Annotated in this window: 19 protein-coding genes; 3 read left to right on the plus strand and 16 right to left on the minus strand. The window is 53.9% G+C overall.

Annotated features, from left to right (window positions below; translation table 11 throughout):
* Nucleotides 1-103: 103 nt before the first annotated feature.
* Nucleotides 104-931 carry a Bax inhibitor-1/YccA family protein gene (locus HCQ99_RS03185; RefSeq protein ID WP_208317151.1) on the plus strand — a complete coding sequence of 276 codons (828 nt, stop codon included), beginning with the start codon at nucleotides 104-106 and terminating at the stop codon, nucleotides 929-931.
* 49 nt (nucleotides 932-980) lie between these two features.
* Here HCQ99_RS03185 and guaA read toward each other — a convergent pair whose 3' ends face one another.
* The 6 genes from guaA to groES all read right to left on the minus strand — a co-directional run bounded on the left by guaA (nucleotide 981) and on the right by groES (nucleotide 7,145).
* The gene (gene guaA, locus HCQ99_RS03190; RefSeq protein WP_166985616.1) at nucleotides 981-2,567 is read right to left on the minus strand and encodes a glutamine-hydrolyzing GMP synthase; all 1,587 of its coding nucleotides are present in this window, start codon (nucleotides 2,565-2,567) and stop codon (nucleotides 981-983) included.
* 89 nt (nucleotides 2,568-2,656) lie between these two features.
* On the minus strand, nucleotides 2,657-3,136 hold the full coding sequence (locus tag HCQ99_RS03195) for a DUF3817 domain-containing protein (protein ID WP_166985619.1): 480 nt from the start codon (nucleotides 3,134-3,136) through the stop codon (nucleotides 2,657-2,659).
* The gene (locus HCQ99_RS03200; protein ID WP_166985622.1) at nucleotides 3,129-4,007 is read right to left on the minus strand and encodes an SURF1 family cytochrome oxidase biogenesis protein; all 879 of its coding nucleotides are present in this window, start codon (nucleotides 4,005-4,007) and stop codon (nucleotides 3,129-3,131) included. Before HCQ99_RS03200 ends, HCQ99_RS03195 begins: the two co-directional genes overlap by 8 nt.
* 14 nt (nucleotides 4,008-4,021) lie before the next feature.
* Complete coding sequence (locus tag HCQ99_RS03205) at nucleotides 4,022-5,143, minus strand: GuaB3 family IMP dehydrogenase-related protein (RefSeq protein WP_166985625.1); 1,122 nt, start codon at nucleotides 5,141-5,143, stop codon at nucleotides 4,022-4,024.
* Between the two features lie 43 nt (nucleotides 5,144-5,186).
* Entirely contained in the window at nucleotides 5,187-6,689 is a 1,503-nt protein-coding gene (gene guaB / locus HCQ99_RS03210) for an IMP dehydrogenase (RefSeq protein WP_166985628.1), read from the minus strand.
* Nucleotides 6,690-6,848: 159 nt separating this feature from the next.
* Nucleotides 6,849-7,145 carry a co-chaperone GroES gene (gene groES / locus HCQ99_RS03215; RefSeq protein WP_166985631.1) on the minus strand — a complete coding sequence of 99 codons (297 nt, stop codon included), beginning with the start codon at nucleotides 7,143-7,145 and terminating at the stop codon, nucleotides 6,849-6,851.
* 156 nt (nucleotides 7,146-7,301) lie between these two features.
* Between groES and HCQ99_RS03220 the strand changes: the two genes are divergently transcribed.
* On the plus strand, nucleotides 7,302-8,543 hold the full coding sequence (locus tag HCQ99_RS03220; RefSeq protein WP_166985634.1) for a class I SAM-dependent methyltransferase: 1,242 nt from the start codon (nucleotides 7,302-7,304) through the stop codon (nucleotides 8,541-8,543).
* Nucleotides 8,544-8,545: 2 nt separating this feature from the next.
* On the opposite strand, the gene HCQ99_RS03225 is transcribed toward HCQ99_RS03220, so the two are convergent.
* Nucleotides 8,546-8,983 carry a DUF4190 domain-containing protein gene (locus tag HCQ99_RS03225; protein WP_166985637.1) on the minus strand — a complete coding sequence of 146 codons (438 nt, stop codon included), beginning with the start codon at nucleotides 8,981-8,983 and terminating at the stop codon, nucleotides 8,546-8,548.
* Between the two features lie 146 nt (nucleotides 8,984-9,129).
* On the opposite strand from HCQ99_RS03225, the gene HCQ99_RS03230 reads away from it, so the two are divergent.
* Nucleotides 9,130-9,918, plus strand: a complete 789-nt coding sequence (locus tag HCQ99_RS03230; RefSeq protein WP_166985640.1) for an HAD-IIB family hydrolase — start codon at nucleotides 9,130-9,132, stop codon at nucleotides 9,916-9,918.
* A 27-nt stretch (nucleotides 9,919-9,945) separates the two neighbouring features.
* Here HCQ99_RS03230 and HCQ99_RS03235 read toward each other — a convergent pair whose 3' ends face one another.
* From HCQ99_RS03235 to rpoC, 9 genes are all read right to left on the minus strand, one after another.
* The gene (locus HCQ99_RS03235; protein WP_166985642.1) at nucleotides 9,946-11,646 is read right to left on the minus strand and encodes a DUF885 domain-containing protein; all 1,701 of its coding nucleotides are present in this window, start codon (nucleotides 11,644-11,646) and stop codon (nucleotides 9,946-9,948) included.
* Between the two features lie 7 nt (nucleotides 11,647-11,653).
* Complete coding sequence (locus HCQ99_RS03240; RefSeq protein WP_166985645.1) at nucleotides 11,654-13,375, minus strand: ABC transporter ATP-binding protein; 1,722 nt, start codon at nucleotides 13,373-13,375, stop codon at nucleotides 11,654-11,656.
* The gene (locus HCQ99_RS03245; protein WP_424945198.1) at nucleotides 13,368-14,459 is read right to left on the minus strand and encodes an ABC transporter permease; all 1,092 of its coding nucleotides are present in this window, start codon (nucleotides 14,457-14,459) and stop codon (nucleotides 13,368-13,370) included. The genes HCQ99_RS03240 and HCQ99_RS03245 overlap by 8 nt, the downstream gene beginning before the upstream one ends.
* Nucleotides 14,460-14,464: 5 nt before the next feature.
* Complete coding sequence (locus HCQ99_RS03250) at nucleotides 14,465-15,985, minus strand: ABC transporter permease (protein WP_166985648.1); 1,521 nt, start codon at nucleotides 15,983-15,985, stop codon at nucleotides 14,465-14,467.
* A gap of 186 nt (nucleotides 15,986-16,171) precedes the next feature.
* Nucleotides 16,172-17,977 carry an ABC transporter family substrate-binding protein gene (locus HCQ99_RS03255; protein ID WP_166985651.1) on the minus strand — a complete coding sequence of 602 codons (1,806 nt, stop codon included), beginning with the start codon at nucleotides 17,975-17,977 and terminating at the stop codon, nucleotides 16,172-16,174.
* A 126-nt stretch (nucleotides 17,978-18,103) separates the two neighbouring features.
* Complete coding sequence (locus HCQ99_RS03260) at nucleotides 18,104-18,763, minus strand: spermidine/putrescine ABC transporter substrate-binding protein (protein ID WP_166985654.1); 660 nt, start codon at nucleotides 18,761-18,763, stop codon at nucleotides 18,104-18,106.
* Entirely contained in the window at nucleotides 18,756-19,289 is a 534-nt protein-coding gene (locus HCQ99_RS03265) for a hypothetical protein (RefSeq protein ID WP_166985657.1), read from the minus strand. The genes HCQ99_RS03260 and HCQ99_RS03265 overlap by 8 nt, the downstream gene beginning before the upstream one ends.
* Nucleotides 19,290-19,313: 24 nt before the next feature.
* Nucleotides 19,314-20,423 (minus strand): hypothetical protein, encoded by a 1,110-nt coding sequence (locus tag HCQ99_RS03270; RefSeq protein WP_166985660.1) that lies wholly within the window; start codon nucleotides 20,421-20,423, stop codon nucleotides 19,314-19,316.
* Between the two features lie 196 nt (nucleotides 20,424-20,619).
* Complete coding sequence (gene rpoC, locus HCQ99_RS03275; RefSeq protein WP_166985663.1) at nucleotides 20,620-24,513, minus strand: DNA-directed RNA polymerase subunit beta'; 3,894 nt, start codon at nucleotides 24,511-24,513, stop codon at nucleotides 20,620-20,622.
* Between the last annotated feature and the right edge of the window lie 53 nt (nucleotides 24,514-24,566).

Here is a 24,566-nt window from a genome sequence, read left to right on the forward strand (position 1 = left end):
GAAGCTGGGTGCAAGCATCTTTGTGAGTCTTATCTTTCAGCCACTTTTCGACAAGACGCAATAGGCTATGTGCAATAGCTAACTCCTAATTGAGAGGATCATATTGAGCAGCCCAGCCCTGAGCAACAATCCGGCTTTCTCGAGTCGCACGCTCACCTCAGCAGAGCTTGAGAAACTTTATAACACTCCTGCCGCAGAGAAGACGGTGCAGCAAGATCCGAGCCGTCCGGCACCAACAGCTGCTGAGGTGCTCGGCGGCGCTTCGGATCCGATGACAATTGAGAACACGATCCAAAAGACAGTCGGTCTTTTTGCTATTCTCCTAACGACCGCTGTTGTTGGGTGGATCTTCCCGGCTGTGTCACTGCCAGCAGCTCTTGTCGCTCTGGTGCTTGGTTTGGTTATCGGTTTCCGTAAAAAGATCTCACCCGGCCTCATCATGGCATACGCCGCAATCGAAGGGCTCTTCGTCGGTGGCATCTCCCGCATCTTTGAGGGAGCCTATTCAGGCATCATCTTTCAGGCGCTGCTCGGCACCCTGGTGGTTGTCGCCGTCACCCTCATCCTGTTCCGCAGCGGTAAAGTGCGCACCAGCCCTCGCATGAACAAGATTGTAATGATCGCGATCCTGTCTTATCTCGCCTTCTCGCTGATTAATCTCGCTCTGGTATGGACCGGTGCAATGAGCGATCCGTGGGGCTTGCGCGGCATCGAAATCTTCGGAATTCCACTCGGCGTAATAATCGGCCTCCTCGCAATTGGTCTTGCCGCATACACTCTTGTCGGCGATTTTGAATTTATCGCAAACGGAGAGCGCAACCGCCTACCAAAAATTTACGGCTGGCAGGCAGCCTGGGGTCTGATGGTCACCATCGTTTGGATCTATGTTGAAATTCTGCGCCTAATCGCAATCTTGCGCAGCCAGGATTAACCACGCCCCAACAAAATAAATGCCGGCTCCAGGGCCGGCATTTATTTATTTATTCCCACTCAATAGTTCCTGGTGGTTTTGAAGTAACATCAAGCACTACACGATTTACATCTGGCACCTGGTTGGTGATCTTGTTAGAAATGCGTGCAAGCACATCATACGGTAGACGAGTCCAGTCGGCGGTCATCGCGTCTTCAGACGACACCGGACGAAGCACAATCGGATGGCCGTAGGTGCGCCCGTCACCCTGCACGCCAACCGACCGCACATCAGCGAGCAACACCACCGGGCACTGCCAAATTTCAGCATCTAACCCGGCCGCCGTCAACTCTTCGCGCGCGATCGCATCGGCCGCGCGTAAGGTTTCAAGACGATCTTCAGTAACCTCACCGATAATGCGAATGCCCAGACCGGGGCCTGGGAAAGGCTGACGCGAAACAATCACCTCCGGCAAACCGAGCTGTCGCCCAATCTCACGCACCTCATCTTTGAACAGGGTGCGCAGTGGCTCAACAAGCTCGAAAGTTAGGTCTTCTGGCAGCCCTCCCACATTGTGGTGACTCTTAATGTTTGCCGTGCCACTGCCGCCGCCAGACTCAACAACATCCGGGTAGAGTGTGCCCTGCACCAGGAATCGGATCGGACTGCCATCACTTTCAGCAGCTTCAGCCACGAGCTGCGCCTCGGCTTCTTCAAAGGTGCGAATAAATTCACGCCCGATTATCTTGCGCTTTGTTTCCGGATCGGTCACACCCTGCAACGCAGTTAAGAATTTCTCGCGCGCATCTACTGTGACCAAACGCACACCGGTTGATGCGACGTAATCAACCTCAACCTGCTCCCGCTCTCCCTGACGCAAGAGACCGTGATCCACAAAAACACATGTCAGCTGATCGCCAACTGCCCGATGCACGAGGGCGGCTGCCACAGCAGAGTCGACCCCGCCAGACAGACCACAAATCACTTTGCCGTCACCAACCTGCGCACGGATGCGAGCAACCTGATCTTCAATAACATTCTCAGCGTTCCACTCCGCCGGAATATCAGCGATAAAACGCAGGAAGTTTTCTAACAGAGCCTGACCGTGATCCGAATGTTTCACCTCTGGGTGCCATTGCACGCCGTACATACGACGTTCTTTAGATCCGAAAGCAGCTACCGGAGTTACAGCGGTAGAAGCCAAAACTTCAAAACCCTCTGGCGCCTGCTGCACAGCGTCACCGTGGCTCATCCACACGTTCTGCTCAACAGGCTGGCCCTGCAGAATAGCATCTGCCGTATTTGACAGCACCACATCAGTTGCGCCGTATTCACGGTCACCGGTGTGACCCACTACACCGCCAAGGGCTTGCGCCATAACCTGAAAACCGTAGCAAATTCCGAACGTCGGGATGCCCAACTCAAAAATACTGTCGTCAAAGGTTGGGGCACCTTCCGCATAAACCGAAGAAGGCCCACCTGAGAGCACAAGGCCAAGCGGCTTTTTCGCAAGCACTTCAGCAGCAGTAATTGTGTGCGGCACGAGCTCTGAATAAACACCTGCTTCACGAACGCGACGCGCGATAAGCTGCGCATACTGTGCCCCGAAGTCAACTACGAGCACCGGGCGCGGCGCTTCAAGTGTTTGGTTTGTCATCGATAACCTTTCACAGGTTTAGCAACGGATTTATCTAATTAAAAATCTACCGGGTTTTTAGGGAAGGATCATCGCCTGCCACGGTTTATTTAAACCGCGGGTGAGGCTTCACTATGATTTTGATTTTGAACTCGATCACGGCCGTCATTAAGTCTTGCTTCCACATCACGCACCACCCAGCGTTCGGCAATAAACGACACGATAATCACGCAACCTGCGAGTGCGAGCAAAATGAAGCGCCAGAAAGGCCAACGCATGCCGCTCCAGACAGTGAACGATGCGATGACATAAACAACATAAAACCAACCATGCGCAATTAGGAATATAGTTGTGAAGTTAACACCGGCAGGCTCAAAATCAAGCTCCACACCCTCTGGCGGCAACTGCACCAACTCGAATAGTGCACTACCTGTGTTGACATATACGTCTGAATGCATAAACCAGCGAATCCCGGAGATGATGTACAGACCGAACAGCATCACCCCGGTAATCATCGACGAGATCTTAAAAAACTTTAGAGATTTACGAATCGACGGATAGGTTTCCGGGCGTGGCAGTAATTCAGCCATTGAGTTTCTCCTCTTCTTGCAGTTTTAGTTCGTGCTCGCGCTCGTGCGCATCTCTGCAGAGTCGCACCCAAAAATAGACCGCAAAGCCGGCAAACAACACCCACTCCAAACCGTAAAACAAGTTTATCCAGTTCACGGTCTCAGGCGGGGTTGGGGGAATAGAATCAATTGCCTGCAGCCCGGATACCTCACGCAGCCCGTTATCTGTTTCTAGCACAACGTAACCCGCGTAGGTCTTAGGCAGCGGATTTTGCCAGAGATTCAAAAGCTGCGCCGGAACAACGCTTGGGTAAACCGTTAGCTCCCCCTGCATTTCAGGGGCGCCCGGTGTCTCAAGCGGATTGAGCCGCCCCTCATACAGTGTGCGGTTTTCGCTGATCCCCGCTGCTTCAAGTTTCTCAATAGCCGCAGCGGCTTCGTCAGCTGTAGCTGCCCAGCCAATCGCAACCGCCAGGTTGGCTAGGTCTTGCGTATCATGCTCCGCTGCGGCAGTTTCCGCATATGCCTGTGTTACAACCCAGTAGCCCACCGCACCAGAGTTAGCGCGATTACCGACAATCACAAATTCATTTGGAACAAGGCTAGCTTTAATTGATACTCTGTGCCCCGCAGCCACATCGTTTAACGGTTGGGCCGGCTCAACCAATTCTGCAAGCGGTATCACAGTCTCGGTGTCAATCTGCGCCTTATCGTCAAGGGTAATGGCGTTACCCAACTGCCACTGTGCCAGCCAAGCAAACCCCGAAGCAACGGAGAGCACCAAAATGAGCGCGAAAATCCACTTTGGGCGACGCATAATCTGCCCGAGCGTGGGCTCACCTGAATAACGAGGCCGTTTAGTATTTTTCGGGGCAGCCGGTGCTGAGGTCATATGCGGCACACTATCTATTTAGCGGTGTGCACAATTCCAACGCGCTGGAATTCTTTCAAATCTGAATAGCCGGTTGTCGCTAGTGCGGTGCGTAACGCTCCAATAAGGTTCGCGGTGCCATCAGCAATCTGTGACGGACCGTTCAGTATCTCAGAAAGCGGTGCAACCTGCTCCACTGCTACTCGCTGCCCGCGCAGCAGTGAATCATGATGCGCTTCTTGCCCCCAGTGCCAACCGCCTCCGGGTGCTTCAGCTGCGCGCGCAAGCAGCGAGCCGAGCATCACAGCGTCTGCGCCGCAGGCGATCGCTTTCACAACCTCACCTGAAGTTCCGAGGCCACCATCAGCGATCACATGGACGTAACGCCCGCCAGACTCGTCAAGATAGTCAGAACGCGCTCCCGCCACATCGGCGATCGCAGTTGCCATTGGCTGACTAATGCCGAGAGTTGCTCGCGTAGTTGAGCTGGCACCCCCGCCAAATCCAACAAGCACCGCGGCTGCGCCTGTGCGCATAAGGTGCAGAGCTGAACGATAGGTTGCAGCTCCGCCGACAATCACCGGCACATCAAGCTCATAAATGAACTTCTTGAGATTAAGCGGTTCTTTGCCCTCAACCGCAACATGCTCAGCTGAGACCGTGTTGCCACGAATCACGAACAGATCTACGCCGGCTTTTACAACGGTCTCATAGTGTTCTGCTGTGCGATGCGGAGACAGGCTGCCGGCTACCGTCACACCAGCTGCACGTATTTCGGCGATCCGCTCGGTGATAAGCTCTGATTTGATCGGTTCTGCATAAATTTCACGCATACGCTGCACAGCTTGTTTGCTGTCATCGAGCGAAGCCAGCTCATCAAGCAGCGGCTGCGGATCAGCATAGCGTGTCCAGAGGCCCTCAAGGTTGAGCACCCCAAGACCGCCCAGTTTGCCCAGCTCGATAGCAGTAGCTGGTGACATGACAGAATCCATCGGCGCGCCGAGCACAGGGATTTCAAACTGATAGGCGTCTAGGCTCCAGGATGTTGACACCAACTCCGGATCGCGAGTGCGACGGCTGGGCACCACCCCAATTTCATCAAATGAGTAAACGCGACGCGCACGTTTGCCGTGTCCAATTTCAATTTCGTTACTCAAACTGTCCCTTTATCTCTGCGCTTATAGGCCTGCGACTTGCGCGCTAACCTCGGTAATTTGGTGCTTCAACAACCATCTGAATATCGTGCGGGTGCGATTCTTTCAAACCTGCTGAAGTAATTTGCACGAAGTTGCCACGTTCCTTCAACTCCGGAATTGTGCGGCTTCCTGTGTAGAACATTGACTGACGCAAGCCACCGGTCAGCTGATACAGCACCGAAGCAACCGGGCCGCGGTAAGGCACCTGCCCCTCAATGCCCTCCGGGATCAGTTTCTCGTTGCTCGGCACATCTGCCTGGAAGTAGCGGTCTTTCGAGTATGAGGTGCGTTCACCACGAGTTTGCAGAGCACCGAGAGAGCCCATGCCTCGATAGTTCTTAAACTGCTTACCGCCTACGAACACAAGATCGCCGGGGCTTTCGTCTGTGCCAGCCAGCAGTGAGCCAATCATTACCGAGCTTGCGCCCGCAACAAGAGCCTTCGCAATGTCGCCAGAATACTGCAACCCACCATCGGCGATGACCGGCACACCCGCTGGCGTTGCCGCTTTTGCTGCTTCGTAAACAGCGGTAACCTGCGGCACACCGACACCAGCGATAACACGAGTGGTGCAGATTGAACCCGGGCCAACACCAACTTTGATCGCATCTGCGCCGGCTTCAACAAGAGCCTTTGCGCCGCTGTAGGTTGCGACGTTACCGCCGATCACGTCAACGCCATTAAACGCAGAATCAGATTTAATCTTCTTAATGATGTCGAGCACACCGGCTGAGTCACCGTTCGCGGTGTCAACAACCAGCACATCAACTCCCGCCTCTAACAGAGTTGTTGCACGCTCCCAAGCGTCACCGAAGAAACCGACCGCAGCTCCAACCCGCAAACGACCGGCATCATCTTTCGTAGCATTCGGATACTGCTCAACTTTTTCAAAATCTTTCACAGTGATCAGACCGGTGAGCTTGCCGGAATCATCAACGAGCGGCAGTTTTTCGATACGGTGTTTTTTAAAAAGCGACAGTGCTTCAGCACGAGTGATACCGGTTTTACCGGTGACCAGAGGCATAGTTGTCATTGCGTCGCCAACTTTTGTGGTGGCTCGCGCAGCCGGATCAACCCAGCGCATATCTCGGTTGGTGATAATTCCCACCAGTTTTCCCGAGTTGTCAACGACCGGCAAACCGCTGACCTTGTACTCACCGCAGATCTTATCCACTTCTGCGACTGTTGCGTCAACGGTGGTGATCACCGGATTTGTGATCATACCGGCTTCAGAACGCTTCACAAGGTCGACCATATTTGCCTGATCGGCAATAGAGAGATTGCGATGCAAAATGCCGAGACCACCGTTGCGTGCCATCGCGATAGCCATGCGGGTTTCGGTGACAGTGTCCATCGCCGCAGAAATTAACGGAACCCCGATGCGCACGTTGCGCGTCAGCTGCGTTGAAGTATCTGCTTCACTCGGAATTACGTCGGTGTGTGCCGGCAGGAGCAGCACATCATCGTAGGTTAGGCCTTTAAGTGCAAACGGGTCACGCTGTTCCATTGACAACCTTCTTCTCGAGACTGTTTCGGGTCTATATTATCTACCTGAAACAGGCTTCGACCCGGGTCTATTCCGCTGCCTTAAGTCTAATGCACACAGCACTAATGAATGAAGCCGCCCGAGTCTAAACCCGGACGGCTGCAATCGTAAAAAATTTAATTAACCCTCAACCACTGCGAGCAGATCCCGCACTGAGAGAATTAGGTATTCCTCGCCACCGTACTTAATTTCGGTGCCACCGTACTTTGAGTAGATAACCTTGTCACCTACCGCAACATCAACAGGCACACGGTTGCCGTTGTCGTCGATACGACCCGGCCCAACTGCAAGCACCTCAGCAATCTGTGGTTTCTCTTGCGCACTATCCGGAATAACAAGACCTGAAGCAGTGGTCTGCTCAGCTGCAACCTGACGGATAACAATGCGATCTTCGAGCGGCTTAATTCCAACCGACACGGCTGACCCCTTTTCTCTAAAGTCTGTTTCGCCCGCAAATTACCGGGCACTGCACACAAGTTTACGGCGGGGTTAGCACTCTCGCAAGGCGAGTGCTAACTTTTCATCAAAAACTAAGCAACTATTAAGCTTTTCTACCTCTGCCACAATTGAAATATGAATTTCCGCGCGGATCAGCTGCTCACTTCCTGGACTAAGCTCACAACACCCCTCGGGCACGCAGCACTCCAAGCAGCTGATAGCCTCGTAGCTGGCGGGGCTACTCCGGCAGATCTGCAGCGTGAATTACGCAAAAGTTTTAGCGACCCCGAGCTTGTTGCAGCGACATTAGCACAGCAAGATTTACGCACAAAAGGCGTTGCGAAATTTAGCCAAGCAGCAGCGCAAATGCTCTTCACCCCCACCGGACTCGAACAGGCCACGCGATTTCCTGTTGCGCAGCATCACGCGGCACGGCTTAAGGCGCACGGGATCACAAAAGTCTTAGATCTGGGAGCCGGAATCGGTGCTGAATCACTCGCATTTGCGCAGGCAGGGTTACAGGTAACAGCGGTTGAGATAGATGAGCTGACCGCAACCTTTGCAGCTCACAATCTGCGGGAATATCCAAACGCTCAAGTGCTCTGCCAAAATGCTCTTGCGGTTGACCTCGCTGAATTTAATACCACAGATTCAGCGGTTTTTATTGACCCCGCAAGGCGCACCCTCGGCAATCGCAACAGTCAGAGAGTGCACCCAAGCGACTACTCTCCCAGCCTCGACTTCGTTTTTGCGGTCACCGCAACACACAACACCGCAGTAAAACTCGGCCCCGGTTTTGATCGCGAACTAATTCCAGCTCACACTGAGGCCGAGTGGGTCAGCATCAACTCGCAAGCGCTTGAGACACTGCTCTGGTCGGGCACCTTGCGCACCCCAAACATAACGCGACGGGCGACCGCTTTTAAAGATAATCAGTGGCAGACAATCGCCGCTGCAGCAGACGCGCCCGACGCCGCAGTGCGCAACTTAGGCAGCTATATTTTCGAGCCCGATCCGACAATTATTCGCGCCAGGCAGATTGGCGCTATCGCCACTGAGCTTAGTGCCGGAATGCTCTCACCAGGCATCGCATACCTGACAGGGGAGACGCAACCCCCCACCCCGCACCCGTTTGTCGCTTCTTTTAAAGTGCTCGATGTCACCTCTCTCAAACCAAAGGCCGTGCGTCAAGCTCTGCTCGAGCGCGGCGCAACCAGCGCTGAGTTAAAGAAACGCGGGGTGAGCGCAGATCTGCAAGAGTTTCGGAAAGCGCTCAAGCTGCCACCTGCAAAGAAAAAGGATCCGCGTTTGGAATTAACTGTTTTCCTAACGCGGATCCAAGATAAGCATGCAGCGATTATCGCTGCACGGGTTTAGTTTTATTCAGTAACACCTGCCATGCGCAGCTGATTTAGGATTTCCTGCACCTCAGCCTCGCTCAGACCAAGGTTTCGCAGGGCTTCTGGGTCAGCGAGCATAGACAACGCCCAAACGCTGAGCAGAATCCACACCACAACGAAAATCAAACCGATTGCACCGAGCACGATACCGGTGATCCACAGCCCTTTACGCTGCTTCTTTCGGCCTGCAAGAATGCCTGTGATAACCGCTACGAGACCTGCTGGGCCACCAAAGAAAGTAACCCAGGAGAACAGAAAAGCGAGGATACCGGTAACCAGTGAGGTGATTGCCAGACCGTTGCCGTTTTTTTCTGTCACAGTGTATCCGTCAATAAGCGGGGGCTGCGCGGGCGCACTGTACGGCTGACTTGGCTGCTGGCTTGTGTTTTGCGGGTATTGTGGCGCGTCCTGATTCATTTAAATGTCTTTCGTCGTCGTGTTCTCTAAGTACACTAGCAGCGCCTAGACTGGCGGCGAGCGTGTTTTCCTATCATATCGACCGCTTGCTGTTAAGACCACTATTAAGTGCCAGATATTAATTTTCAATCTGCCAAAATAGACACATGCACACACTGCCAAAGCTGGTCGCCTTCGACCTTGACGACACCCTCGCACCATCAAAGTCGCCAGTACCCCAGCCCGTGCTAGAGATGCTCAGCAGGCTCCTCTCTGTGACGCAGGTCGCAATCATTTCAGGCGGTAATTTTCAGCAGTTTCAGACACAGTTGCTCACTGGGCTGACAGCGCAGCGACTCTCATCTGCGCAGCTGCAAAATCTGCACCTCCTTCCCACTTGCGGCACCCACTATGAGCGTTTTATAGACGGCAAGTGGCAAACCGTCTATCAAGAACAGCTGTCAGAGGCAGATCGCAAACTAGCTCTCGAAACGCTTGCAGCAACCGCGCGCGAGCAGGGGGTTTGGGAGGCAGACACTTGGGGAAATATTCTTGAGGATCGCCTCTCTCAAATTACGTTCTCTGCCTTAGGGCAAAAGGCTCCGGTCGCCGCTAAAGCAGCTTGGGATCCTGACGGCACGAAAAAGAACAGACTTGCTGCAGCTGTGCAAGAGCTACTTCCCCACCTCGAGGTGCGTTCCGGCGGATCAACCAGCGTCGACATTACCGCTAAGGGTATTGATAAAGCGTACGGTATGCGAAAGCTTAAAGAAGCGACGGGCATTGCCTTAGACGATATGCTCTTTGTCGGCGACAGACTCGACCCTGCCGGCAATGACTACCCGGTGTACGCGCTGGGCGTTAAAAGCCACTCTGTGCACGGCTGGGAGCAGACCGTAAAAAATCTCACCCGCCTCATTGAGACGGGTGAGATTACAGTGTTACCGCCGCTTTAACACCTAAACGGCTAAAGCTAGCGCTCTCTAACTGAGGGCGCGCTTAAGGGAATCTAGCCCCATAGTGCCCAGTTTCAGCGCTTCTGTGTGAAACTCTTTTAGGCTTTGGCCGCGGGCTTCGGCATCGGCACGCAACTGTTCCCAGACACGCTGACCGATCTTATAGCTCGGCGCCTGACCCGGCCACCCAAGGTAGCGGTTGAACTCGAAATCAAGCTGGCCCTTGCTGGTTGCGAGATTTATTTCCAGGAACTTATATCCGGCTTCTGCGGTCCACACGCCCGTAGCACCCACAGCTTCTTCCCACTCGGTAGGAATCTCAAAACCGCAGTGCACACCGATGTCGAAGACAACGCGGGCCGCACGCATCCGCTGCGCATCAAGCATGCCCATGCGATCTCCCGGATCGTCAAGATAACCGAACTCTTCCATGAGACGCTCAGCATACAGCGCCCAGCCTTCGCCATGACCGGAGACCCACACACCCTCAGCACGCCATTTATTCAGCGAATCAGCCATAGCGGTCGCGGTAGCGATCTGCAGGTGGTGTCCGGGCACACCCTCATGGTAAACAGTTGAGACCTCGCCCCAGGTTGTGAACTCTTCTTCGCCGGGTGGCACCGACCACCACATGCGGCCGGGACGCTCCCAATCACTTGATGGGCCGGTGTAGTAGATGCCACCATCTTGGGTTGGTGCGATCATGCACTCGAGGCGACGCATCGGCCCCTCAATTACGAAGTGCTCTTTAGCAAGCTCTGCCACCGCACGATCGCTCAGCTCTTGCATCCACTCACGCAAGGCCTTAGTGCCGTGCAGTTTCCGTGCTGGATCGCTGTTGAGCACCTCTTTCGCCTCAGCGATGGTAGCGCCCGGCTTAATCTCGTTTGCGACGCTCTCCTGCTCAGCGATTATGCGCGCGAGCTCCTCAACACCCCACTGATAGGTTTCAGCGAGGTCGATTGTTGTGCCGAGGAACGACCGAGAGTGCAGCTGATAGCGCTCAGCACCTACTGCGTCTTGTTCAGGTGCTTGATCTAGCAGTTCGTTGGCAAGAAACGTAGAAAAGTTACGGAACCCCTGCTTGGCGCTCTCTGCTGCGGCTGCGCCGCGTTCTTTGAGCTCAGGATCCGCCTCACTTGCAGCTGCCGCAAGATCGTCGAAAAAGCCGTCGTCAGCAGCGTACGCAGCAAACTGCTCACTGAGCAGGCGCACCTGACGCTTTGCAGCAACTTTGCCTTCAGCTGCACAGTCGCGTAGGTAATCGCCAAACTGTGTAATAGCGGCATTCACGTTTTCCAGTCGCCCAACGATATGCGCGTAGTCGGCTGCACTCTGCTTCGGCATCATGTCAAACACCGAACGAATTGAGTGCGCCTGCGTTGCTAAGGGGTTTAGCTCCCAGCTGCCGAGACCGGCAGCTGCGTGCTCCAAGATGAGGCCGAGACGTTCCTGCATCACATCGACAGTTACACGGTCAACATCATCAACCGGTGTCAGCTGCTCAAGCTCCTTAAGAGTTTCACGGGCGAGATCGACATATTTTTGCTCACCCGCGACAGAGTAGTCATCATACTCTGTCTCAAACCCTTTAACGCCAGAGTATGTTGCGCTAACCGGGCTCAACTCAAGCGACCGGTCATAGTAGCGGTTTGCAAGTTCGTCAATCGCGGTTTTCGCACGCTCTATTTTTAGAGCTTGCGGTAAATCGTGCACTGCCTCAGACATCTTTCCCCTATTCTCCACTCAAAAGCAATCGGCGGTTTGCTTCGCGACGCAAACGCTGCTCGTCTGGGTCTGGCACCGGCGCAGCAGCGAGGAGTCGTTTAGTGTACTCTTCACGCGGGTTGTGCAGCACGGTATCGGTAGGCCCTGATTCAACCTCACGACCCTCCTTCAGCACAACGACCTTATGCGCGAGCATGTCTACTACAGCAAGATCGTGTGATACGAAGAAGCACGCAAACTCATATCTGCTCTGCAGCTCAGCAAACATATCGAGCACAGCAGCCTGCACCGACACGTCAAGCGCTGAAGTCGGTTCGTCAGCAATCAGCACATCAGGATCAAGAGCCAAAGCGCGCGCAATTGAGATGCGCTGTCGCTGACCACCCGACAGCTCGTGCGGATAGCGGTTCACAACCGAGCGCGGCAGCTTCACAGCATCTAACAACTCATAAGCCCGCTCAATGCGGCTCTTCTTGTCACCAACGTTGTGAATCACCATTGGCTCGGTGATAACATCACCGATCGGGAAACGCGGGTCTAGTGAGGCAGCAGGATCCTGGAACACCACGCCGATTTGCTTCCGAATCTTGCGCAGCTCAGCCTTGCCCATGCTGGTGAGCTCTTTACCGTAGAGCTTCAACGATCCCTGTGTAATGGGCAACAACCCCAATACTGACTTTGCGATTGTTGATTTGCCAGAGCCTGATTCTCCAACCAGACCAAGAATCTCGCCGGGTGCGAGGGTGAAAGAAACATCGTGCACAACAACGTTCTTTTTGCCACGGTGCTCGTAGGCGATAGAGATATCTTTCGCCTCCACAGCATACTTCGCATCGACCTTCACAGAGTGTGTGACAGGTTCTGGCTCTGCCACCTCTAAACTGGTGCCGAGCTTTGGCACTGCGGCAAGCAGTTTTTGCGTATACGGGTGTTGCGGGGCTTTCATAACCTGCGCAACAGAGCCGGTTTCAACCAGCTCACCGCGGAGCATCACGCAGACTCGATCAGCCATATCAGCAACCACACCCATGTTGTGCGTGATCAGCAAAATACCGGTGTTGAGTTTATCTTTGAGGCTGCGCAGCAGTTCCAAGATTTCAGCTTGCACTGTCACATCAAGAGCTGTGGTTGGCTCATCTGCAATAATCACCTCTGGTGAGCAGGCTATCGCCATCGCGATAACGATACGCTGCCGCTGACCGCCCGAGAACTGATGCGGGTACTGCTTCAGTCGATTCTTTGCGTCGGGGATCCCGACCATGTCCAGCAACTCAATTGCGCGACGCTTCGCTTCTTCGCCGTAGGCAATGTCGTGCACAATCAACGACTCCGTCAGCTGATCGCCAACAGTGAGCACCGGATTCAAAGCGGTCATTGGCTCCTGGAACACCATCGCCACACGGCGACCGCGAATGCGGCGCAGCTGTTTCGCATCAAACCGGGTAATTTCGTCATCACCCAGTTTCACAGAACCGCTGATGTTTGCATTCTTAGGGAGCAACCCCATTGCGGTTGAAGAGGTGACCGACTTGCCCGAACCAGACTCGCCCACCAGCGCAACAACCTCACCGGGTTTCACATCAAATGTGACGCCTTTAACAGCGTCCACCTGCCCGAAATCGGTTGTGAAGCTAACTCGCAGATCGGTAAACGTAAGAATCGGCTTGCCATCGCGCTCACTGTTTGGGTAAAGCACATCGTTCGAGGTAGTAATAGCTGTTTTAGACATTCTCAGACCCCTTAGCTGCTTTCTTAGTTACCGGTTTAAGCGCTTTTTCGCGGCTTGAGAGCCCGAGTAACCGCTTTCGCGATAGCTTTCCAGTTTGGCGCGGATCAAAGGCGTCTCGGAGACCGTCACCAATAAAGTTCACCGTCAGTGCGATTGTCAAAATCGTCAGACCGGGCCACCAGAACAGCCACGGACGAGTTGTGAACGCCTTCTCGTTTTGGCTGATCAAAAGACCCAGCGAAGTGTCTGGCGGCTGCACCCCGAAGCCCAGGTATGAGAGCGAGGTTTCCAAGAGGATCGCAGAAGATATTGCAAAAGTAGCGTTCACCACAATCACACCGATGGTGTTTGGGAGAAGGTGCTTAAAGATCACACGCGCTGGTTTTGCACCCATTGAGATAGCTGCAGCAACATACTCTTTTTCTCGAAGCGACAGCACCTCACCGCGCACAAGACGAGCAAGCCCCGTCCAGGTTACAAGTCCGAGCACAAATGAGAGAGTGAGAATGCCGCCGTTAGAGATTTTACCGAGCACCGCTGCAAGCACGAGCAGCGGAACAACAATAACGAGGTCGGTCAGACGCATGAGCACTGCATCAACCCAGCCGCGGAAGTATCCTGCGATAGCGCCGATCAACGCACCGAGAGTGGTCGAGACAATACCTACGATGAACGCCACAACCAGCGACTGTTGCGTGCCGCGCATCACCATCGCAAAGTAATCGCGGCCAAGACTGTCTTGCCCGAATGGGTGCCCGTCCGCAAAGCTTGGGCGACCACCGTTAACAACAGCTCCGGTCGCCGAAAACGGCTTGTCCCACCAGCCGGGAATTCCACCGAGTCCGATCGACGTGAAAGCGATCAAAACAATGCAGCCGAGGATGACGAGGGAAATCATCGCAGCGCGATGGCTGCGAAAACGTCTCCACACCAGCTGCCCCTGCGAGTATGACTTTCCGGTCATTTTACGCAGTTTGGCGTCTTCAACCTCTGCCAGATTGTGCAGGTCAACAGCAGTTGTGGCTGTCGAGAGCGCTCCGGTGTCTACTCCGGGAGCTTTTTCGTTCTCCATTTTTTCGTTCATCTAACTCACACTCGAATCCGTGGGTCAAGCACCGCATAGAGAATATCGGCGACGAGGTTAAAGAAAATTGCAGAAGCACCAGTGACTACGAAGAAGGCCATCACCGGGTTCGGGTCGACAGCGGTGAGCGCTTGCGAGAAGAGATCACCCATGCCCTTCCAACCAAAAACGCGCTCTGTAATCACTGCGCCGCCAATAAGACCCGCAAAGTCGAAGGCCATGATAGTGGTGATCGGAATCAAAGAGTTGCGGAAAGCGTGTTTGATAATCACCTGTCGCTCTGACAGACCTTTAGCGCGAGCAGTGCGAATATAGTCTTGCTTACTCACTTCAAGCATTGAACCGCGAGTGTAGCGTGAATAGCTTGCGATAGAGATCAGTGTGAGAAGAATTGTTGGAAGCAACAGCTGTGTGCCCTTGTCAATGAACTCCTCCCAAAATGTGCCGCTAAAATTCGGAGTTTCAGAACCAATGGTGCCGATCGGGCGAGAAATCCGGCCGAGGTAGACAGGCCAGTAGTAGACCAAAACTTTGTCAACAAGAATTATCAAGCCAGATACAAACGCGGTTATTGCCGCAACCGTAGAAGCTACTCGCTTCGAGAAACCACCCACCAGTTGGCCGATAATAATGCCCACAACAATGGTTGACAGACCCAGCAGAAGTAGCAGCGTCCAGTTAGGCTCCAACAGCAGCCCATGAGTTGCGTAATAGATCGGAAGGCTCAGCCCGGCAGAGATAAGACCCGCATAGAGAACACGACGGTTGTGCAAACCGGCTAACAGCACAGTCGCACCAACAGCGGTTGCTGCTGCGAGCAGCAGAACGACTGCAGGGCCCACACGCGGAGTGCGAGCAAAGTTGGTCCAGGCCAAAATCTGCAAGACCAAAACAACAAAGCCGAGTGTTGCTCCGAAAGTGAGAAGTCGCCGTTTTGCGTTACCACCCAGCACAGCCTGTGCAACAATTCCCAGAACTACCGCAATTATTAGTGTTGCGAGAAGGGGGTAAGTGGGGTTTGCGATCCAGTTATTAAAGCCGATCGCGAGATATTCCTTAAGCAGCACAGCCGCCCAGAACACAGGAAGTGAGAAAAATAGGAAAGTTAAGAATGTAACAGCGTAATCAAGCCCAGAATACTGTCTAATGGCGGTGATAATACCGACTGCAATACCGATGAAAATAGCTAACACAGTTGCAATAATCACCAGTCGCATTGTTGAGCTGACAGCCAAGCCAAGCAGGTCATTAACGTGCAGCCCCTGCCGGTTAAGCCCGAAGTCACAGGCACCAATCACACACTTACTAACTCCGGTAAGCCAAGTCCAGTAGCGCTGGTACCAGGGCAGATCGAGACCTAAGGATTTAGTACGCTGTGCGATCAGCTGTTCACGGTTACTAGAGGTACTTTCACGCAAGTCGGCGAGCGGGTCTCCGGAGTTGATGACGAGCACATACATCAAAAGAGATGCGCCCAACATCACAAGCAGAGAGCTGCCAAAGCGACGCAGAATAAATCTAAGCATTAACGATACTTTCTGTTACAGATGGAGTGCTCACAAAGCTGCTGGCACTATCTGTGCAAAAGCGCGGGGGCTTCTGCGGGTAAACAACTGTGGGGCCTTGGAAAATATCCTGAGCCCCACAGCTGTTCACAATAACTACGCGGAACTAACAGTTTGGTAGTAATTGTAACTTGTTTTTAACTCCGACTACTCAGCTTTGTCAACCCAGCTCCACTGAACCAGGTTCCAAACTAGACCAGACTGAGTTGAGTTTGCACGAACGTTTGCAAGCTTCGCATCGTTAGCAGCAACACCTGGCGCTGCGTAGAGAGGCAGGCTAAACAGATCTTTCCAGAGCTGCTTTTCTACATCCTGGACAGCAGCGGTGATTTCATCTTCATTCGTTGTGCTGGCTGCGCGCTCCCATGCTGCGTCAACCTCAGCGTTAGAGTAGCCACCGTAGTTTTGTGGCCTGTTTGTGGTCGAGATGTTTTGACCTGAAGTCTTCTGACCAGAACCAGCCCAAGCGAACAGTGCGATATCGTAATTTCCGCTTGAGAGGTCGCCGTCAGGAGAGAAGAAGTTTTGTGAACCGGCGTCCTGAATGTTAAAGCCGGCCTTGTCACATGAGTCCTTGATGAGGGCTACTGTGTTGGTGCGACGTTCGTTACCGTTTGAGCCGATACGCACGGTCAGGTCTTTAACACCAGACTTTTCGATAAGCTCCTTAGCGCGATCAATGTCAACCTCGTCATAGCGGCCGTCATAGATTGCAGAAACATACTCTTTGTAATCATCCTGGAAGTTGTAGCGCTCACCACGTGAGTTCAAAATCTCAGCTTCTGGGTTGATCGGCTTAATGATGTTGTCAACGATCTGCTGACGTGGCACACAGAGCGCAAATGCTTCACGCAGCTCTGGGCTGTCTGCGAAAATACCAGCCTTAAAGTTGTAGTCGAGGTGTTCGTAGGTCATTGATGAGAACTGGTGCACAATAACCTGATCACCAAGAGCATTGAGCTGGTTTACAGTGTCTTCGGTAGCCTGTGGCTCAATCGCGTTAACGTCACCGTTCTGCAGCGCCTGAGCGTGGGTTGAAGGGTCAGCTACACGAATTGTGACTGTTTCGGTAGCCGCCTTGTGCTTGCCCCAGTACTTGTCATTAGCTGTCAAAGTAACAGACTGACCTGGGCTAAATGACGTAAGTTTGTATGGGCCGTAAGACGGAATCAAGCTCTCATCAGGCAGAGCATTGGTGTAGTTCCAGCCGCTGTTCCAGAACTCGGCGGCTTTCTTAAGACCTTCGCCGTCCTTCTTCTTTGCCAGCTCAACCAGTTCTTCAACAGAAAGACCGGCCTGCTTTGCCACGACGTGAGCTGGGAGAATACCGCCCATCATGATCTTCCAGTCGGCGTACGGCTTTTCGTAGGTAACGGTGAACTCTTTATCGCCATTAACTTCAGGACCGTTCTTAATCAACTCACCGAAGTCAACTGAAACCGGATCGAACACGGTAGCACCGCTAGCGTCAACAGTTTCAGGGTTTTCAGCAGCCCACTTCAACCAGAAGTCATTTACGGTGATCGGGGTGCCATCTGACCAGACAGCGTCCTTGTTAATGGTGTACTTCACCTTAAGCGGATCTTCTGACACTAGCTCCATCTTGCCAAGGTCACCCTCTTCGTAAAGAGTGCCGTCGGTGCCGTAGTACACAAAGCCTGATGACATCAGATCATAAGCGTACCCGTTGTAGGTTGAGTAGTTATCAGAGTTCAGATAGTTGTAGCTGGTGACGTTGTCACCTGATGCCCAGCGAATCTCGCCCGGTTTTGTTTCGTAGTCGCCCAAATCAGCAAGACCGGTATCAGTAGGCTCTACTGTGTAAACCTGACCGCTGGTTTTGCTTGCATCGGCACTGTTATCAGTTGTTGGCCCTGCCGGCGCACAAGCCGAAAGCAGGAGTGTCGAGCTTGCAAGAATTGCTAACCCCGCGTATACCTTACGATTCTCCATTGAAATTTACTCCTTGTTTATAAAAAGGCGCGGACTAAAAACATAGTTTCAGCCTTGCTATAAAGATAGTCGATTCCAGGAGAGAATACGAACCCAGAAGAGTATGAAACCTAAATGTAATAATTGCTAGCTGCCCGGCACATCAAGATGTTTGCTTAATTCTTCAAGCAATACACGCAGTTGTGGCTCAATATAACGCACAACAGTTAAGCGAATCTGCGCCTGTAACTCCATTAGTGCAAAACACACTGCGGTGCCGGCTGCCTGTGATATCTGATCCGCCAGGTCAATCTCATAGCGCAGCCGTTCTTTTTCTTCCCGCGTCAGTGGCGGTTGTGGCAGCACCGGAGCCGCCGTCGCATTTGCCATATCTTCCAGCGTAAACAGAAAAGGCGCAGATGCGTCATCAGGCTCCGGATCAAGATCCATGCCGTCCAGCTCCGGGCCGAGACCTGTGCGCGGATCGAAACGACCGGCCTGCCACTGCTCCGCTGCTGTAAGTTCTGCGTGCAGCAGCGGAAGTTTTGCAGCGGTAACCTCAGCCACACGCTTATCTATCAGACGGTGAACGCGCGCAACCAGAGCGTGTTTCACCTGATGCGGCACATCATCCGGAAACCCGGCCGCAGCAACTATCGGAGAACCGTAACAGAGACGACACAGCCGCTGCCGAACCCGAGCACGGGACGGTTCCCAGCGCTGCGCCCACAGCGTCCATTCCGTTACTGCTTTTTTAATCTCAACTGCGCAATCCCAGTCTGCAGCATCATAAAAAAACTCAGTCATGGGGCCGCTCCGTGTCAAAGATCTCCTCTAATTCACGTTCGATAACCTCACGATTCTCCCAAGGCCACCTGGGAGTGTGACGCTTCGTAAAAATAAACCTAAACAGCACGAACCAGGCGATTACCTGTGAAACACTGAGAGATAAAGCAAGCGTGATGCCGAAAATCCAGGGTGTGTACCGGTTAATAAAAAGCCAGAGATGCAGCACCAAAATTGCGGGCAGCAGTATGTGCAGCACAGGAAAAGCGCGATCCGCCCGCAATAGTTTGAGACTCTGCAACCAAGCACTGTAAGCCATTATCGCTGCCGCAAGCGGCACTACTACCAGCAGCAGCCATCCGGGCGCAGGGGCGGTTACCGGTTCAAGATCTAAACCGAGCGCAATTAGCCCCCAGGAGGCAACCGTTAGAGACACCGTACCCGCTGTCGCAAATACGATTAAACCCAACACATACGCGCGAGTAGGCCGCCGCACCAAACTCGCAACGGGCGCTAGAGGCGATGAGCGCTCCATTGAGTTTGACACGACGGCCTCCCTAACTAAAACCGCTTATTTTGCAGTGAGCGCTTCACACTTGGCTTCATATTCTGCAACCGCAGCAGCGTTCTTTGCTTTAATGCGACGGCCGCGACCGCCGATCCAAGCGCCAAACCACACCGCTACCTCACGCGCAACAACACCGGCTGCGAGCACTCTGACGAGAGTGCCCACTTCAAGAGCGCCAAGCACCGCAGTTCTGTCAAGGCTGACGAGTGCGCGCAGTGAAACATCGATACCGTGCAGGTTGTGTGAAACTACGAACCCGAGCGTTGCTCCCACCCAGGCTAAAACACCGACGAGGAACCCACCGAGCACATACGCCCACCAGCCCGAACGACCAAACACAAGCACAAGCAGCACCATGCCGAGGAAGAATCCACCGACCGCACCAAAGAAACCGGGCGACAGCAGTGTTGGAATCAGATTGCTCTCACTCAAAAGCGCTTCAGGGCGGAAATAGCGCAGCTCGAATAGTGCAATCACTCCCGCATACACGGCCGCAAATATCACCGTTGCAAGAAGCGAGATAAGCACACCGGCGGCGCGATTTCCCTTAATAACTGGCGGCTCTGGTTCTTCACGGTAAAAGTTAGCCATTGGGTGATCAGCGGGGATCATCACTGCCCCGTCAGGCGTGGTGCTTGTGGCAGACGCACCGTTTACGCCTGCTCCTGCTGCGGCCATGCCGTCTGCCTGCAGCGCTGCCACCTCGGCCTCAGTGTACGGGCGAGTCTGGAATGCCGCGTAGTCAGTGCCGTCATCGGCTTGTGCAGCAGTCATCGAGCCGCTGTCCGCAGCAGCGGAAGGCAGCTCCACGGGTGCGATGTCTGTCTCTGCACTGGCTGCTTCTCCCCCGCTCTGCGCTGCAGCCTGCATTGCAGCAGCCTGTTCTGCTTCTTCCGCAGGCACGTTCACAACACCATCGACTGCGTCCTGTCCTGCAAGATCATCACCCGACTGTGTAGGGGCGCTAGCTGTAGCGCCCTCGGATGTTGCCTGATTTGCTCCTGCAACCTGTTCTGAATTTGCACGCGCAATCGCTTCGGCAACTTCATCAGGTGTTGGTGCTGTTTCATCAATAGGTGCACCCGGCAGCTGCGGATCACGATTCTCTGTCATTGCTTCGCCTCTCGTTTGACAGTAATTAAGCCAAAGCTACCAAGTAGTTACCTGGTTTGGCGGATAATTTTCCCGATTTGACAAATTTCGCCTCTAATTCATCAGATTTACACAGCGGCGCAAGCCCACGTTTTAACGAGAAAGCGCCCACCCGACTGTGTCGAGTGGGCGCTCATGCTCGTTATCTAGCTAGCGATTAGTCTAGCTCTCCAAGGTTAATCTCTTCTGCCTGATAGGTGTCGAAATCAACAAACGAGAGATCGCTTTCATCGAAAATGCCTTCACCAGCGAATAAGCGGTTCGGGTAGTTTTCCTGACGCGCTGCTTCGGTTGGCTCAACCTTAACCTGACGGTAGGTATCCAAACCGGTGCCGGCTGGAATGAGCTTACCGATGATGACGTTCTCTTTGAGGCCGATGAGCGGATCCTTGCTGCCCTCAGTTGCTGCTTGAGTAAGCACTCGAGTGGTCTCCTGGAAGGAGGCCGCAGAGAGCCAAGACTCAGTTGCAAGAGACGCCTTAGTGATACCCATAACCTCTGGACGCGCGGTGGCAGGCTTCTTGCCCTCCATCAGCGCCTCACGGTTAATGCGCTGGTAGCGTGCACGGTCTACTAACTCACCCGGCAGCAGTTCGGTTTCACCGTGGTCAACCACAGTAACCTTCCGCAGCATCTGGCGCACGATAACCTCAATGTGCTTGTCGTGGATCGGCACACCCTGTGAGCGGTAAACACCCTGCACACCACCAACGAGGTACTTCTGCACAGCTCGCTCACCAGGAACGTGCTTGCCGTTCTCGGTAGCGCCAACCTGGAGCACATCTTTCGGGTCGAGCGTGCCCTGAATAAACGGCTGCCCGAGCTCAACGTGATCGCCGTCTGCAACCAGCAGCGTCGCACGCTTCAGAACTGGGTAGATCTTCTCTTCTGAGCCGTCATCCGGGGTGAGCACCAGACGGCGCTGCTTTTCGGTGTCCTCGATAGTGATGCGACCGGACGCTTCCGCGATCGGTGACGCACCCTTTGGAGTACGTGCTTCAAAGAGCTCCTGCACGCGTGGCAGACCCTGAGTAATATCGTCAGCTGACGCAGAACCACCAGTGTGGAAGGTACGCATTGTGAGCTGTGTACCAGGCTCACCAATCGACTGCGCAGCGATAATACCCACAGCCTCACCGATATCAACACGCTGTCCGGTTGCCAGTGAGCGGCCGTAGCAGCTTGCACAAACACCGACAGCAGACTCACAGGTGAGCACTGAGCGCACCTTAATCTCAACGATGCCCGCGTCAATCATCTTATTGATAGCGATGTCACCAACATCGGTGCCGGCGGCAATCACAACGTTGCCATCAGCATCTACTGCGTCGGTAGCGAGTGTGCGCGCGTAGACCGAGCTTTCTACATCTTCGTGCAACACAAGCTCACCGGCTTCGTTCGCAGTTGCGATCGGGAAGTCCAGGCCGCGTTTGGTGCCACAGTCAGCTTCGCGAATGATGACATCCTGCGAAACGTCAACCAGACGACGGGTTAGATAACCCGAGTCTGCTGTGCGCAGCGCGGTGTCAGCAAGACCCTTACGCGCACCGTGAGTTGCAATAAAGTACTCGGCCACTGACAGGCCCTCGCGGTATGAGGAGACGATCGGGCGTGGAATAATTTCACCCTTCGGATCGCTCACCAGACCACGCATACCCGCAATGTTGCGGATCTGCAGCCAGTTACCACGGGCACCTGAAGAAACCATCCGGAAGATTGTGTTGTCTTCTGGGAAAGCCTCGCGCATCGCCTGCGCAACCTCATCGGTGGCTTCAGTCCAGATCTCAACGAGCTCGCGGTGGCGCTCAGCTTCGGTGATCATACCGCGGTCAAACTTCTTCTGCACGGCAGCTGCTTCAGCTTCATGCTTTGAAAGAATTTCAGCCTTGTTGCTTGGGGTCACGATGTCGCTCAACGCAACGGTTACCCCCGAGCGGCTCGCCCAGTAGAAGCCAGCATCCTTGATTGCGTCAAGAGTTGCCGCAACATCAACCTTTGCGTAGCGCTCTGCGAGGTCGTTCACCAGGTTTGACAGAGTGCCCTTATCTGCAACCTTATCGAAGTAAGGGTAATCAGCAGGCAGCGCCTCATTAAAGAGTGCGCGGCCGAGGGTGGTGTCAACAAGGGTGAGACCCTCAGCAACCTCGCCCTTCGCGTTGGTGTAATCCGCAATACGGATCTTTGCCATCGCGCCGAGATCCAGAGTGCCCTGATCAAACGCGAGAATCGCTTCAGCGATTGATCCGAAAGCACGCCCTTCGCCTGTTGCACCAGCTTTAACGGTTGTAAGGTGGTGCAGGCCGATAATCATATCCTGCGCAGGCAGGGTAACTGGGCGACCGTCAGACGGCTTCAGAATGTTGTTAGAAGCCAGCATGAGCATACGCGCCTCTGCCTGCGCCTCAACAGAGAGCGGCAGGTGCACAGCCATCTGGTCACCGTCGAAGTCGGCGTTAAATGCGGCACACACGAGCGGGTGCAGCTGGATCGCCTTACCCTCAACAAGCTGCGGCTCAAACGCCTGAATACCCAAGCGGTGCAGAGTCGGAGCACGGTTCAAAAGAACTGGACGCTCACGGATTACGTACTCCAGCACTTCCCAAACTTCAGCGTGCGCACGCTCCACCATACGTTTTGCAGCGCGCACGTTCTGTGCTAGAGAGAGCTCCATCAGACGCTTAATAACAAACGGCTTAAAGAGCTCAAGCGCCATCTGCTTTGGCAGACCACACTGATGCAGTTTCAGCTGCGGACCGACAACAATAACAGAACGGCCAGAGTAGTCAACACGCTTACCGAGCAGGTTCTGACGGAAACGACCCTGCTTACCCTTGAGCATGTCGCTCAGAGACTTCAAAGCACGGTTTCCAGTGCCGGTTACCGCACGACCGCGACGACCGTTGTCAAAGAGCGCGTCAACAGCTTCCTGGAGCATGCGCTTTTCGTTGTTTACGATCATCTCTGGCGCACCCAGGTCGAGCAGGCGGCGCAGGCGGTTGTTACGGTTGATAACGCGGCGGTAGAGATCGTTCAGGTCGCTGGTTGCGAAACGGCCACCATCAAGCTGCACCATCGGGCGTAGCTCCGGCGGCAGCACAGGAACTACGTCAAGCACCATTGCAGCTGGGCTGGCACCAGTCTGCAAGAAGCTATTCACAACGCGCAGGCGCTTAATAGCGCGGATCTTCTTCTGACCCTTACCCTCAGCAATCTGCTGGTGCAGGTCTTCGCTCTCGGCTTTCAGGTCGATAGCTTGCAGGCGACGCTTAATCGCCTCAGCACCCATGTAGGCCTCGAAGTAGTCACCAAAGCGATCCTGCATTTCGTTGAAGATCTCATCTTCACCCTTGAGGTCGCCCTCTTTCAGATTGCGGAACTCGTCCCAAGCTGTGGTGATGCGCTCAATTTCTTGGTTGGCGGCGCGGCGGATCTTAGCGATCTCTTTCTCAGCCTCGTTCTTCGCCTTATCTTTTTCGCTCGCCTTTGCACCCTTAGCTTCAAGAGCTTCAAGGGTTTCCTCGAGCGCCTGCTGACGTTTAGCAACAGCCAGATCGCGGTCGTCCTCAAGCTGCTTGAGTTCAAGACGCAGTTCTGCCTCGAGCTCAGCTAGATCTTCGTGACGGGCTTTCTCGTCAACATGAATAACCATGTAGGCGGCAAAGTAAATTACTTTTTCAAGATCCTTTGGCGCCAAATCGAGCAGGTATCCAAGACGTGATGGCACACCTTTGAAGTACCAAATGTGGGTAACGGGTGCGGCCAATTCAATGTGGCCCATCCGTTCGCGACGCACATTGGCTTTGTTTACTTCAACGCCACAACGCTCACAGACAACACCCTTATCGCGCACACGCTTGTATCGACCACAGGCGCATTCGTAGTCGCGGGTTGGGCCGAAGATCTGCTCACCGAACAGACCGTCGCGCTCTGGCTTGAGAGTGCGGTAGTTGATGGTCTCTGGCTTTTTAACCTCACCATATGACCAGTTGCGGATATCGTCGGCGGTTGCCAGACGAATCTGCAGCTCGCTAAAACTTGTTCCTTCGAGCACTTATTCTCCTCTGATGGAAGACTGAAAAATCTTATTTGAGTATGGTTGGCTGA

It is taken from the genome of Canibacter zhoujuaniae (assembly GCF_011752015.1).
Classification (GTDB): domain Bacteria; phylum Actinomycetota; class Actinomycetes; order Actinomycetales; family Microbacteriaceae; genus Canibacter; species Canibacter zhoujuaniae.

Bases quoted from the DNA above. Each gene is read 5' to 3' on its own strand.
- guaA (WP_166985616.1), bottom strand. From the start codon at position 2,567: ATGACAAACCAAACACTTGAAGCGCCGCGCCCGGTGCTCGTAGTTGAC.
- HCQ99_RS03195 (WP_166985619.1), bottom strand. From the start codon at position 3,136: ATGGCTGAATTACTGCCACGCCCGGAAACCTATCCGTCGATTCGTAAA.
- HCQ99_RS03200 (WP_166985622.1), bottom strand. From the start codon at position 4,007: ATGACCTCAGCACCGGCTGCCCCGAAAAATACTAAACGGCCTCGTTAT.
- guaB (WP_166985628.1), bottom strand. From the start codon at position 6,689: ATGGAACAGCGTGACCCGTTTGCACTTAAAGGCCTAACCTACGATGAT.
- HCQ99_RS03220 (WP_166985634.1), top strand. From the start codon at position 7,302: ATGAATTTCCGCGCGGATCAGCTGCTCACTTCCTGGACTAAGCTCACA.
- HCQ99_RS03225 (WP_166985637.1), bottom strand. From the start codon at position 8,983: ATGAATCAGGACGCGCCACAATACCCGCAAAACACAAGCCAGCAGCCA.
- HCQ99_RS03230 (WP_166985640.1), top strand. From the start codon at position 9,130: ATGCACACACTGCCAAAGCTGGTCGCCTTCGACCTTGACGACACCCTC.
- HCQ99_RS03235 (WP_166985642.1), bottom strand. From the start codon at position 11,646: ATGTCTGAGGCAGTGCACGATTTACCGCAAGCTCTAAAAATAGAGCGT.
- HCQ99_RS03240 (WP_166985645.1), bottom strand. From the start codon at position 13,375: ATGTCTAAAACAGCTATTACTACCTCGAACGATGTGCTTTACCCAAAC.
- HCQ99_RS03245 (WP_424945198.1), bottom strand. From the start codon at position 14,459: ATGAACGAAAAAATGGAGAACGAAAAAGCTCCCGGAGTAGACACCGGA.
- HCQ99_RS03250 (WP_166985648.1), bottom strand. From the start codon at position 15,985: ATGCTTAGATTTATTCTGCGTCGCTTTGGCAGCTCTCTGCTTGTGATG.
- HCQ99_RS03255 (WP_166985651.1), bottom strand. From the start codon at position 17,977: ATGGAGAATCGTAAGGTATACGCGGGGTTAGCAATTCTTGCAAGCTCG.
- HCQ99_RS03260 (WP_166985654.1), bottom strand. From the start codon at position 18,763: ATGACTGAGTTTTTTTATGATGCTGCAGACTGGGATTGCGCAGTTGAG.
- HCQ99_RS03270 (WP_166985660.1), bottom strand. From the start codon at position 20,423: ATGACAGAGAATCGTGATCCGCAGCTGCCGGGTGCACCTATTGATGAA.